Raw genomic sequence first — 12073 nt, 5'->3', positions numbered from 1 at the left:
GGAAAACGAGGAAGCCGTGTCCGATCCCGAAACCGAACGCAGACGCGCACTGGTCTTCTTCGGCGCGCTCAGCGTGGCGCTGATCGGGCTGGCGGTCGCGAGTCTGACTCTTTCGCCCGGAGCGGCCTTCCCCGGTGTGAGGGTGACCGCGGTCATCCTCCTCGTCGGCGCCGGCTACGGCCTCGTCGCATCGCTGGTCGCGCTCGTCCGCAGGCGCGGTGCCGAGAAGGGTGACAGTGCGATGCCGGAGTCGGACAGCGCGGCGAAGTAGCGCTCCCGTGCGACGGCGACGAGTTCCCACTCGGGGGGCCGGTCGGTGCGCAGCAACGGCTCCGTCACGACGTCCGCGTTCGAACGTTCGGCCTGTCGGTGGAAGTAGCCGCGCGCGAGCAGGTAGCTCGCGGCGAGGACTCTGGCCGTCGTCGGCACGTCGGACGAGGCCGCGGACACGGCGGTGTCCAGCGTCGGCTCCGCCGCGCTGAGGAATCCGACGGTCACCGGGCGCCGGGAGGCCGCGGCGAGGAGGGCTCCCGCCTGCAGGCCGTCCTCGACACCGGCCCTGTCGCTGGACCCTGCGGCGGCGAGCACGATGCGGTCGTCGGGCCGCAGCCCGGCCTCGAGCATCCGGCGCGTGAGGATCTCGGCGAGTCGCGGGTCCGGTCCGAGCGCCGGCGCGACGATGACCCGGTCGCCGTAGGGGGCGGAGGCTGCCGGGATGTCGTGGCCGAGATGGTAGCCGCGCGACAGGAGCAGCGGCACGATCACGATCGTGGCGTCGGCGGGAAGGGTGCGCAGGGCCTCACCGACATCCGGCTGCTGCACGTCGACGAACGCGTGGTGCGCGAGGTCGGCGTCGACGGCGGCGTGGACCGCCTCGGCGTACCGCCCGATCGCCTGCTGGCCCAGCGGGTCGGAGGTTCCATGCGAGACGGTGAGGATGGCGATCATGAGTGCTCCGATCACGGGGGATCCGGTGGTGTGGCGGTGGCGCGCGGCCCGACCAGGATGCCCGACGGCAAGCGGGGCATTTCTGGATTGCGTCCATTTATTACCCTTGCCCTTCCGCCGGACCTCGCATCCGTCCTAGGTTCCCTACTCGATCCGCCCGTGGCGGAGGGAAGGACCTACCGCGTGACGATCTCCGAACAGCGCACCGCTCCGGCGGCTGCCCGGCCGCGCCGGTCGGACGCCCGGCCGAACGGCCAGTGGGCGGTCGACGGGAAGGCTCCGCTGAACGCGAACGAGGCCTGGAAGCAGGAGGACGGCGGTCTCGCGGTGCGGGAGCGCATCGAGCGCGTCTACGCCGACGGTGGCTTCGCATCCATCGATCCGACCGACCTCCACGGCCGGTTCCGCTGGTGGGGGCTGTACACGCAGCGCAAGCCCGGAATCGACGGCGGCAAGACCGCGACGCTCGAGCCCCACGAGCTCGAGGACGAGTACTTCATGCTGCGGGTCCGGATCGACGGCGGCCAGCTGACGACCGAGCAGTTGCGCACGATCGCGGGCATCTCGACCGAGTTCGGGCGCGACACCGCCGACCTGACCGACCGGCAGAACATCCAGCTGCACTGGATCAGGGTCGAGGACGTGCCCGAGATCTGGCGGCGGCTGGAGTCCGTCGGGCTGTCGACGACCGAGGCGTGCGGCGACGTGCCCCGTGTGTTCCTCGGTTCGCCGGTCGCGGGGATCGCCGCCGACGAGCTGATCGACCCGACGCCGCTCATCGAGGAGATCGCCGAGCGATTCCTGGGCGACCCGGAGCTGGCGAACCTTCCTCGCAAGTTCAAGACCGCGATCAGCGGGCACCCCAGCCAGGACGTGGTCCACGAGATCAACGACGTGTCGTTCGTCGTGGTCGAGCATCCCGAACGGGGCGTCGGATTCGACCTGTGGGTCGGCGGCGGTCTGTCGACCACCCCGCGGCTTGCCGAGCGGCTGGGCGCGTTCGTGCCGGCCGAGCGGGTGCCGGAGGTGTGGCACGGGGTCGTGCAGATCTTCCGCGATTACGGGTATCGGAGGCTGCGCAACAAGGCCCGCCTGAAATTCCTCCTCGCCGACTGGGGCGCGGAGAAGTTCCGGGAGGTCCTCGAGACCGAGTACCTCAGCGCCCCGCTGGCGGACGGCCCGGCCCCGGCCGCGCCGACGAGTGCCGGCGACCACGTCGGGGTCCACAAGCAGAAGGACGGCCGGTACTTCATCGGGGTCACCCCCTTCGTCGGCCGCGTCTCCGGCACGATGCTCGGCGCCCTCGCAGACCTGCTGGAGCGTCACGGCTCGTCCCGGCTGCGCACGACGCCGCACCAGAAGATCCTCGCCCTCGACATCCCCGAGACCGCCGTGGAGCAGACCGTTGCGGAGCTCGAGGCTCTCGGCCTGTCCGCGCGCCCGAGCGTGTTCCGCCGGGGAACGATCGCCTGCACGGGCATCGAGTTCTGCAAGCTCGCCATCGTGGAGACCAAGGTGACGGCCACGACCGCGGTGCAGGAGCTGGAGCGGCGGCTGGAGGGGCTCGACCTCCCAGCGCCGCTCAGCCTCCACGTCAACGGCTGCCCCAACTCCTGCGCGCGCATCCAGACCGCCGACATCGGGCTGAAGGGCCAGCTGCTCCCCGACGGGAACGGCGGGCAGGTGCCCGGATTCCAGGTACACCTCGGCGGCGGGCTCGCCTCGCGCGACCGTGACGAGGCCGGGCTCGGGCGTACGGTCCGCGGCCTCAAGGTCACGGCCGACGGGATCGCCGACTACGTCGAGCGGGTCGTGACGAGGTTCCTCGCCGACCGTGCGGAGACGGAGACCTTCGCCGAGTGGGCGCACCGGGCAGACGAGGAGGCACTTCAGTGAGCGCGATCAACCTGGGCCGTCCGCCCGTGAGGCCGGGCGGGCTGCGCTCGGCGGACGCGCTCCGGGCGCTCGCCGAGAGCGGAGCCCGCGAGCTGGAGGACGCGACGGCCGACCGGATCGTCCGCTGGGTCGCCGAGAACTTCGCCGTGGAGCACACCGCCGTCGCCTGCTCCATGGCCGACGCCGTCCTCCCGCACGTCGTGGCCTCTGCACTGCCCGGGGTGGACGTGCTGTTCCTCGACACCGGCTACCACTTCGTGGAGACGTACGCGACGCGAGACGAGGTCGCCCGCTCCCTCGACGTGCGCGTGGTCGATGTGACACCGCGGCAGGCCGTCGCCGAACAGGACGCCGAGTTCGGCCCGGAGCTGTTCGCCCGCGACCCCAATCTGTGCTGCGCCCGTCGCAAGGTCGAGCCGCTGCAGCGCGCGCTGAGCGGATACGAGCTGTGGTTCACCGGCGTCCGCCGCGAGGAGGCGCCCACCCGCACCGCGACGCCGTACGTCGCGTGGGATGAGAAGAACGGCCTGGTGAAGGTCAACCCGCTCGCCGCGTGGACGTTCGACGAGCTGCTCGACTACGCCACCGCGAACGCGGTGCCGCTCAACCTGCTGCTCTCCAACGGGTACCCGTCGATCGGCTGCGAACCGTGCACCAAGCCGGTGGCCGAAGGGGAGGACCCGCGCTCGGGCCGCTGGGCCGGGCTCGCCAAGACCGAATGCGGGTTGCACCAATGACCGGCGTCCTGACCGCTCCGCCGTCGCTCGACCTGATCGACCAGCTGGAGAGCGAGTCCATCCACATCATCCGGGAGGTCGTCGCCGAGTTCGAACGGCCGGTCCTGCTGTTCTCCGGCGGCAAGGACTCGGTGGTCGTCCTCCACCTGGCGGCGAAAGCCTTCTGGCCGGCACGGATCCCGTTCTCGCTGCTGCACGTGGACACCGGTCACAACTTCCCGGAGGTCCTCGACTTCCGCGACGCGACGGCTGAGCGGTTCGGCATCCCGCTCGGCGTCGCCCGAGTGCAGGACTACCTCGAGGACGGCCGCCTCACCGAGCGCGCCGACGGAACCCGCAACCCGCTGCAGACCGTTCCCCTGCTGGACGCGATCGAAGCGGGCAGGCACGACGCGGTGTTCGGCGGCGCCCGCCGCGACGAGGACAAGGCGCGTGCGAAGGAACGCATCCTCTCGTTGCGCGACGGCTTCGGGCAGTGGGATCCGCGCAACCAGCGGCCCGAGCTGTGGAGCCTGTACAACGGCAGGCACACGCCGGGCCAGCACGTGCGGGCGTTCCCGATCAGCAACTGGACAGAGCTGGACGTGTGGCGCTACATCGAGCGGGAGGGCATCGAGCTCCCGCCGCTGTACTACGCGCACGAACGCGACGTGTATTCCCGTGACGGCATGTGGCGGGCCACCGGACCCGTGTCGCCGCCCGATCCCGGCGAGACCGTCGAGCGGCGGCTGGTGCGCTATCGCACTGTCGGCGATATGAGCTGCACCGGCGCGGTGGAGTCCGACGCGCGGGATGTCGCCGCCGTGGTGCGGGAGGTCGCGGCCTCCACGCTCAGCGAGCGCGGCGCCACCCGCGCCGACGACCGCATCTCCGAAGCCGCGATGGAAGACCGGAAACGGCAGGGATACTTCTGATGACGCTCCAGCTCGACGAGAACACCCGGCCGGCCGTCGACATCACGACCCGCGGGACGCTGTTCCGGTTCGCCACCGCCGGGTCGGTGGACGACGGGAAGTCGACCCTGGTCGGCCGCCTGCTGCACGACTCCAAGGCGATCCTCACCGACCACCTTGCGGCGGTCGAGCGCACCTCGCGCGAGCGGGGCTTCGGCGGCGAGGCCGGCGGACTCGATCTCGCCCTGCTCACGGACGGGCTGCGTGCCGAGCGCGAGCAGGGCATCACGATCGACGTCGCCTACCGGTACTTCGCCACCGACGCACGGTCGTTCATCCTCGCCGACTGCCCCGGCCACGTGCAGTACACCCGCAACATGGTCACCGGTGCGACCACCGCCGACGCGGTCGTACTGCTGGTGGACGCCCGAAGCGGCGTGCTGGAGCAGACCCGTCGCCACCTCGCCGTGATCGGCCTGCTGCGGGTACCGCATGTGATCGTGGCCGTCAACAAGATCGACCTGATCGGGTTCGACGCGGATCGCGTCGCCCAGGTGGCCGACGACCTCGTGCTCGTGGCCGCAGAGCTCGGCATTTACGGCCTCCACGTCGTGCCGGTGTGCGCCGTCGACGGCGACAACGTCGCCGACCGATCGTCGCGCACGCCCTGGTACGACGGACCCGCGCTGCTGGAACTGCTGGAGTCGCTGCCGACCGCCGACCAGGCGGAGGCCACCGCGCAGGAGCTGAGGCTCCCGGTGCAGCTCGTCCTCCGCCCGCAGGGTGCTCTGGCGCCGGAGCTTGCGGCGGACGACTACCGCGACTACCGGTCGGCGGCCGGGCGCATCGCCTCGGGGTCCGTCAGCGTCGGCGACCGGGTCACCGTTCACCCGGGCTGCGCGACCACCGTCGTCACGCGCATCGACGTCGCCGGGAGGAGCGTGTCCTCCGCGGTCGCGCCGCAGTCGGTCGCGCTCAGCCTGGCCGACGACCTCGACGTGGCGCGCGGTGCGGTGATCGCCGCCGCGGGCACCGTCCCCGAGCCGTCGGCCGAGCTGTCCGCCGAGCTGTTCTGGCTGGATGCGTCCCGTGCCGTGCCTGGCGCCAGGCTCCTCCTGAAGTGGGGCACGGCAACGGTCCAGGCCCGGCTCACCGCGATCGCCGGCCGGCGCGACCTGACCACGCTGCAGGTGGTGCCCGCCGACGCGCTCGAGGTCAACGACATCGGCCACGTCTCCCTGCAGCTGGCCGAGGCGCTCCCCGTGGAACCGTATGCGGTCAACCGGAGCACCGGCGCCTTCCTGCTCATCCACCCGCAGTCCGGCGCGACCCTCGCCGCCGGCATCGTCTCCTCCTGAAGGGCTCTCCGATGCGAACTCCGCTCCGCACCGCCACCACCCTGGTCCGCACCGCCGTCGCCCTGGTCGTCGCCGCAACCGCGATCGGCCTCACCGGCTGCGCGGGTGCGACGGCGGCGAGCACAGGCGCCTCGGGGAGCGCGGGCACTCCGGCCGCCACCATCCGGGTCGGCTACTTCGACAACGTCACCCACGCGCCGGCGCTGGTCGGCATCCACACGGGCCTGCTGCAAAAGGCCCTCGGAAAGACGACCCTGAAGACCAGCCAGTTCAACGCAGGGCCCGCCGAGATCGAGGCCCTCAGCGCCGGAGCGATCGACGCCGCATACATCGGGCCGAGCCCGGCCATCAACTCCTACCTGAAGAGCGCCGGCCAGTCGCTGAAGATCGTGTCGGGCGTCGCGGTCGGGGGCGCCGCCCTCGTCGTGAAGCCGGGGATCACCTCGGCCGACCAGTTGAAGGGCAGGACTATCGCCACGCCGCAGCTGGGCAACACCCAGGATGTGGCGCTGCGCTACTGGCTCACCAAGAAGGGGCTGCACGCTTCGCTCACCGGCGGCGGCGACCTGACCATCGCGCCGACGGACAACGCTCAGGCGCTCACCCTGTTCCAGGCGGGCAAGCTCGACGGCGCGTGGGTCCCGGAGCCGTGGGTGTCCCGGTTCGTGGTCGACGGCGGGGCGAAGGTGCTCGTCGACGAGGCGAGCCTGTGGCCCGGCGGGACGTTCCCGACCACCGTCTTGGCCGTCTCGACCTCGTTCCTCAAGGCGCATCCCCAGACGGTGAAGGCCCTGGTGAAGGGCAACGCCGACGCCGTCGCCGCGCTGAAGGACACTACTGCGGCTGCAGCCGACATCAACGCGCAGCTGAAGGCGGACACCGGCAAGACGCTCACCGGTCCGGTGATCACCCGCGCCCTCCAGCACGTGACGTTCACCGTCGACCCGGCCGCAGCCACCTTCCCGACGCTCGTCACGCACGCGACGACCGTCGGGCTGGGCACCAAGGGATCGCTCGCCGGGCTGTTCGACCTGTCCGCGCTGAACGCCGTCCGGGCGGCCGCCAAACAGCCGGTCATCTCGTCCGGCGGCCTGGGGTAGCACCGTGAGCGACCGAGACCGCACCGCCGTCACCTTGGCGGGAGTGAGCAAGCGCTTCGGCGCGACGGCTCCCGTCGTGCTCGACGGCGTCGACCTGAGCATCGGCGACGGCGAGTTCGTCTGCCTGCTCGGGGCGTCCGGGTGCGGCAAGTCGACCATCCTGAACCTCGTCGCGGGCCTGGACGAGCCGTCCGCCGGCGAGGTCAGGGTGCCGAGCGGGCCCGTCGCCATGATGTTCCAGGATGCTGCACTGCTGCCCTGGCTGACCGCTCGCCGCAACGTCGAACTCGCCCTCGACCTCGGCGGCCTCCCCCGCGGGAAGCGCCGGGCGCGCGTCGACGAGCTCCTTGAGCTGGTCTCGCTCTCGCACGCCGCCGACCGGAGGCCGCACGAGCTGTCCGGAGGGATGCGCCAGCGTGTCGCCCTCGCCAGGGCCCTCGCACAGGATCGGCACGTGCTGCTGATGGACGAACCCTTCGCCGCCGTGGACGCGATCACCCGCGACCTGCTGCACGTCGAGCTGGAGCGGATCTGGCGCCGGACGGGCCGGACCATCGTGTTCGTCACCCACAACGTCCGCGAGGCCCTGCGACTCGGCCAGCGCGTCGTGCTGCTCAGCTCGCGCCCGGGTCGCGTGGCCGACGAGTGGGAGGTTCCGCCGACCGTGCGCGCCGGCGCCGACCCCGTCGAGACTGCCCGCCTGGACGACCAGATCACCCGACGTCTGCGAGAGGAGCTGATCCGCAATGCCGCCTGAAGCCGCCGTGACCGGAACCGTCGCACCGGGGTCCGCGCCCGTTCCCGCATCCGCATCCGCCCGGACCGGGGTCTCGGAGCTGCACGCGCTGGAGGCCGGGCTCGACTCGCTCCAGACCGACCGGGAGGCCGCCCCGCGACGCGCCCGCCGGATCGTCCGAGCGGCCCTGCCCACCGCCATCTTCGTGGTCGCCGCACTGACCGCCTGGCAGCTGTACACCGTCATCGCCCACCCTCGACCCGATCTGTACCCTGGCCCGGCCGACGTCGCGTCGGCGATCGGCAACGCTGCGACCTCCGGCCGCCTCGGCACGGCCATCGCGACCAGCCTCGGCCGGGGCGGTCTCGGGTTCCTGCTCGCCGTGGTGATCGCCACTCCGCTCGGGCTGCTGCTGGCCGAGGTGCGCTGGCTGCGCCGGGCTGTCGGCCCGATCCTCTCCGGCCTCCAGGTGCTGCCGTCGGTCGCCTGGGTCCCTGCCGCGATCCTCTGGTTCGGGCTGACGGACGCCGCCGTGTACTTCGTCGTGCTGCTCGGCGCGATCCCGTCGATCGTCAACGGCCTCCTCGCCGGCATCGATCAGGTGCCCCCGCAGCTGCGCCGGGTCGGCGTGGTGCTCGGCGCCAACCGCCGCCGGCTGCAGACCAGCATCCTGTTCCCGGCCGCGCTGCCCGGCTACGTCGCCGGCCTCCGCCAGGGCTGGGCGTTCGCCTGGCGGTCGCTGATGGCCGCCGAGATCATCGCGAGCTCGCTCGGCTTCGGCCTCGGCTCCATGCTCGAGCAGAGCAGGGAGCTCGCCGATCTGCCCACCGTGCTGGCGACGATCCTGACCATCCTGGTGGTAGGCATCGTCGTCGAGCTGGTCCTCTTCGCACCGGTCGAGCGCGCCCTGCTGCGCCGCCGTGGACTGACGGGGGCATCCCGATGACCGAGCAGCGCGTCGGCTCCGTCGCCCTGGTCGGCGGCGGCCCGGGCCACCCCGACCTGATCACCGTGCGCGGCCGTCAGCTGCTCACTGCCGCCGATGTCGTCATCGCCGACAGGCTCGGCCCGCGCGCCCTCCTCGACGACCTCGCGCCCGGCGTGGAGGTCATCGACGTCGGCAAGCGGCCGCACCACCACCCGGTGCCCCAGTCGCAGGTCAACGAGCTCCTGGTCGAGCACGCCCGCGCAGGCAAGCGCGTCGTGCGGCTGAAGGGCGGCGACCCGTTCGTGTTCGGGCGCGGCGGCGAGGAGGCCGAGTACTGCCGGGCCGCCGGCGTCCCGGTCGAGGTCGTGCCCGGGGTGACCAGCGCCATCGCGGTCCCGTCCATCGCGGGCATCCCCGTCACGCACCGCGGCGTCGCCGCAGGCTTCACCGTCCTGTCCGCGCACACCGACATCGACGACGTCCCGGGAGGCCCCGAGCACACGGTGATCCTGCTGATGGGCGTCTCCGGGCTCGCCGCGACGGCCGCGACACTGGCCGCAGGCCGCCGCGGCGCCGACTGCCCGGTCGCCATCGTCGAGGACGGCTACGGCGAGGGTCAGCGCGTGACCGTCGGCACGCTCGGCACCATCGCCGCCGAGGCCGCCGTGCGCGGCGTGCAGTCGCCGGCCGTCATCGTCGTCGGCGACGTCGTGCGGCTGGCGGACTCCGACCTCGTTCCCACCCCCATCGCATCGCACAGCAGCGAACCCACACGAGAGGCACAGCAATGACCCGACCCTTCCGAGTGGCCGTCGTCGGCGCCGGACCCGCCGGCATCTACGCCGGCAACATCCTGCGCACGCGCGCCGCCGAGGCGGGGATCGACGCCAGGATCGACCTGTTCGAGTCGCTCCCCGCACCGTACGGTCTGATCCGGTACGGCGTCGCCCCGGACCACCCGCGCATCAAGGGCATCGTCACCTCCCTGCACGACATGCTGTCCGACGGATCCGTGCGCCTGATCGGCAACGTGGAGGTCGGTGCCGACATCACGGTCGACGAGCTGCAGTCCCTCTATCACGCGGTGATCTTCGCCACCGGCGCTCAGCGCGACTCCGTGGTCGACCTCCCGGGGCTGCACCTCCCGGGGAGCTTCGGCGCGGCCGACTTCGTCTCCTGGTACGACGGCCACCCCGACGTGCCGCGCCACTGGCCGCTCGACGCCCCGCAGGTCGCGGTGCTCGGCAACGGCAACGTGGCGCTTGACGTCGCCCGCGTGCTCGCCAAGCACCCGGCCGACCTGCTGACGACGGACATCCCCGACAACGTCCACGCGGGCCTCGCCGCCTCGCCGGTGGAGGACGTGCACGTCTTCGGCCGCCGCGGTCCGGAGGACATCAAGTTCACCCCGATCGAGCTCAGGGAGCTCGGTGAGGTTCCCGGAGTCGACATCGTCCTCTACGACGAGGACTTCGGCCGCCCCGGTGATGACGTGACGACCGGCGAGCGGCGCGCGGCGGGCAACCAGGCCAAGGTCATGGCGCGCATCCTGCAGTCCTGGCGCGACCGCGAGCCCACCGGTGCGCCGCGTCGTCTGCACCTGCACTTCTGGCACAAGCCGGTCGAAGTGCTCGGCGAGCACGCCGTCACGGGTCTCCGTTTCGAGCGCACCGAACCGGATGGGGCCGGGGGCATCCGCGGCACCGGCGAGTTCGTCGACTACGAGGTCCAGGCCGTCTACCGGGCGATCGGCTACCGGGGCACCCCTGTGCGCGACGTCCCCTTCGACGAGGCGGGCGGGGTCATCCCGAACGACGGCGGCCGCGTGCTCGACGACGGCGAGCCGGTGCCGGGTCTCTACGCGACCGGCTGGATCAAACGCGGCCCGGTCGGTCTGATCGGCCACACCAAGAGCGACGCGGGTGAGACCATCGAGAAGCTGCTCGAGGACCACGCCGCGCTCGCCGAGGCGCCCCGCCCGGGAGAAGAAGCGGTGCTCGACTTCTTCGCCTCCCGCGGCGTGCGCTTCACCACGTGGGAGGGGTGGCTCGCCCTCGACGCCCACGAGCGGGCCCTCGGCGCCGACTTCGCCGGTGAGGTCGTGCGCGAGCGGGTCAAGGTCGTGCCGCGCGACGAGCAGGTCGCCATCTCCAACCGCGAGGTGATCGTCCGATGACCTACGTGATCGCGCTGCCCTGCGTGGATGTGAAGGACCGCGCCTGCATCGACGAGTGCCCGGTCGACTGCATCTACGAGGGCGAGCGCTCCCTCTACATCAACGTCGACGAGTGCGTGGACTGCGGAGCGTGCGAGCCGGTGTGCCCGGTCGAGGCGATCTACTACGAGGACGACCTCCCCGCAGAGTGGGCCGACTACCATGCCGCGAACATCGAGTTCTTCAGCGAGCTCGGCAACCCCGGCGGAGCATCCAAGGTCGGCCCCCAGACCTACGACCACCCCCTCATCGCCGCGCTCCCGCCGCAGCTGGCCGCGCATGGCTGACGTCGTCGTGGTCGGAGGCGGCCCGGCCGGGCTCTCGGCGACCTTGAACCTGGCGCGGGCGCTGGTGGATGCGGTGCTGGTGGATGCCAGCCGCCCCCGCAACGCCGCCACCCTCCGTTCGCACGGCTTCCTGACCCGCGACGGCATCCGCCCCACCGAGCTGCGTGCGCTCGCGAAGGCCGAACTCGCGGCTTACGACAATGTCGAGCAGGTGGAGCGGCGGTCGGTCGTCTCCCTCCGCCGGAACGGCGACGGCTTCACCGTCGACATCGCCGGTCGAGGTCCCGGCGAGGATCGGTCGGTCGAGACGTCTGCCGTGCTGCTGACCAGCGGGCTCACCGAGACGGTTCCCGGCGTTCCCAGCATCCGCGCGTTCTACGGGATGAGCGTCTTCAGCTGCGTCGCCTGCGACGCCTGGGACCTGCGGGGCAAGGCCCTCGCCCTCATCGGTGAGACCCCCGACATCGCCCGGCGGGCGGTGCACCTGGCCCGTTGGACCGACGACCTCACCGTGTTCACGAATGCGGCTCCCGTTGTCACCGAGCCGGAGGAGACCGCCCTGGCAGCGCTCGGGATCCGGGTCGAGCGTGGTGCGGTCGCCGACCTCGACGGGGAACGCGGAGCGGTGCACTCCGTCCTCCTCCAGGACGGACGGTCCTTCCCGATCGACGGCGGTTTCGTCCGCCCGCGATGGCACGTCGCGACGGACTTCCTCGGCGGCCTCCATCCGCACCGGTCCGACGACGGATTCCTCGTCACCGACGACGGCGGCCGGACGTCCGTTCCCGGGCTGTACGCGGCCGGCGATGTGGTAGCGCCGGGACCGCAGCAGATGATCATCGCCGCCGGCAACGGCGCCCGGGCCGCAGCCACCATCGTCGACGACCTGCCGTCTGCGCGGGTCGCCCGTCGCCCACTGACCGAGCTCGCCTGAGCCCGGTCCGCCTCCACCCATCCCTCAACCGAAAGAGAGCC

13 protein-coding genes are annotated in these 12073 nt (G+C 71.9%); 12 read left to right on the top strand and 1 reads right to left on the bottom strand.

The window, feature by feature from the left end; translation table 11 throughout:
- Positions 1 to 16: 16 nt before the first annotated feature.
- Positions 17 to 271, top strand: coding sequence for a hypothetical protein (locus SB754_RS13070; protein ID WP_410782736.1), 255 nt, complete (start codon positions 17 to 19; stop codon positions 269 to 271).
- Here SB754_RS13070 and SB754_RS13065 read toward each other — a convergent pair.
- Positions 175 to 963 (bottom strand): sirohydrochlorin chelatase, encoded by a 789-nt coding sequence (locus SB754_RS13065; RefSeq protein ID WP_410782735.1) that lies wholly within the window; start codon positions 961 to 963, stop codon positions 175 to 177. The two genes, SB754_RS13070 and SB754_RS13065, sit on opposite strands and share 97 nt — an antisense overlap.
- 174 nt (positions 964 to 1137) lie before the next feature.
- On the opposite strand from SB754_RS13065, the gene SB754_RS13060 reads away from it, so the two are divergent.
- Genes SB754_RS13060 through SB754_RS13010 form a run of 11 tightly spaced genes read left to right on the top strand, consistent with a single transcriptional unit; the run spans position 1138 to position 12032 of the window.
- Entirely contained in the window at positions 1138 to 2844 is a 1707-nt protein-coding gene (locus tag SB754_RS13060) for a nitrite/sulfite reductase (protein WP_410783325.1), read from the top strand.
- Positions 2841 to 3581, top strand: coding sequence for a phosphoadenylyl-sulfate reductase (locus SB754_RS13055; RefSeq protein ID WP_410782734.1), 741 nt, complete (start codon positions 2841 to 2843; stop codon positions 3579 to 3581). The genes SB754_RS13060 and SB754_RS13055 overlap by 4 nt, the downstream gene beginning before the upstream one ends.
- The gene (gene cysD / locus SB754_RS13050; RefSeq protein ID WP_410782733.1) at positions 3578 to 4495 is read left to right on the top strand and encodes a sulfate adenylyltransferase subunit CysD; all 918 of its coding nucleotides are present in this window, start codon (positions 3578 to 3580) and stop codon (positions 4493 to 4495) included. The genes SB754_RS13055 and cysD overlap by 4 nt, the downstream gene beginning before the upstream one ends.
- Complete coding sequence (locus tag SB754_RS13045; RefSeq protein ID WP_410782732.1) at positions 4495 to 5832, top strand: sulfate adenylyltransferase subunit 1; 1338 nt, start codon at positions 4495 to 4497, stop codon at positions 5830 to 5832. The genes cysD and SB754_RS13045 overlap by 1 nt, the downstream gene beginning before the upstream one ends.
- Before the next feature lie 11 nt (positions 5833 to 5843).
- Entirely contained in the window at positions 5844 to 6932 is a 1089-nt protein-coding gene (locus SB754_RS13040; protein ID WP_410782731.1) for an ABC transporter substrate-binding protein, read from the top strand.
- 4 nt (positions 6933 to 6936) lie between these two features.
- Positions 6937 to 7689, top strand: a complete 753-nt coding sequence (locus SB754_RS13035) for an ABC transporter ATP-binding protein (RefSeq protein ID WP_410782730.1) — start codon at positions 6937 to 6939, stop codon at positions 7687 to 7689.
- Positions 7679 to 8614: an ABC transporter permease gene (locus SB754_RS13030; protein ID WP_410782729.1), complete on the top strand. Its 936-nt coding sequence runs from the start codon at positions 7679 to 7681 to the stop codon at positions 8612 to 8614. Before SB754_RS13035 ends, SB754_RS13030 begins: the two co-directional genes overlap by 11 nt.
- A complete protein-coding gene (gene cobA / locus SB754_RS13025; protein WP_410782728.1) occupies positions 8611 to 9387 on the top strand; it encodes a uroporphyrinogen-III C-methyltransferase in 777 nt (258 codons plus the stop codon). The genes SB754_RS13030 and cobA overlap by 4 nt, the downstream gene beginning before the upstream one ends.
- Entirely contained in the window at positions 9384 to 10772 is a 1389-nt protein-coding gene (locus SB754_RS13020; RefSeq protein WP_410782726.1) for an FAD-dependent oxidoreductase, read from the top strand. The genes cobA and SB754_RS13020 overlap by 4 nt, the downstream gene beginning before the upstream one ends.
- Complete coding sequence (gene fdxA / locus SB754_RS13015) at positions 10769 to 11098, top strand: ferredoxin (protein ID WP_410782725.1); 330 nt, start codon at positions 10769 to 10771, stop codon at positions 11096 to 11098. The genes SB754_RS13020 and fdxA overlap by 4 nt, the downstream gene beginning before the upstream one ends.
- Positions 11091 to 12032, top strand: coding sequence for an NAD(P)/FAD-dependent oxidoreductase (locus tag SB754_RS13010; RefSeq protein ID WP_410782724.1), 942 nt, complete (start codon positions 11091 to 11093; stop codon positions 12030 to 12032). Before fdxA ends, SB754_RS13010 begins: the two co-directional genes overlap by 8 nt.
- Positions 12033 to 12073 lie beyond the last annotated feature (41 nt).

This window comes from Leifsonia sp. SIMBA_070 (assembly GCF_046534635.1).
GTDB lineage: Bacteria > Actinomycetota > Actinomycetes > Actinomycetales > Microbacteriaceae > Leifsonia.
This window is presented reverse-complemented; position numbering and strand designations above follow the sequence as displayed.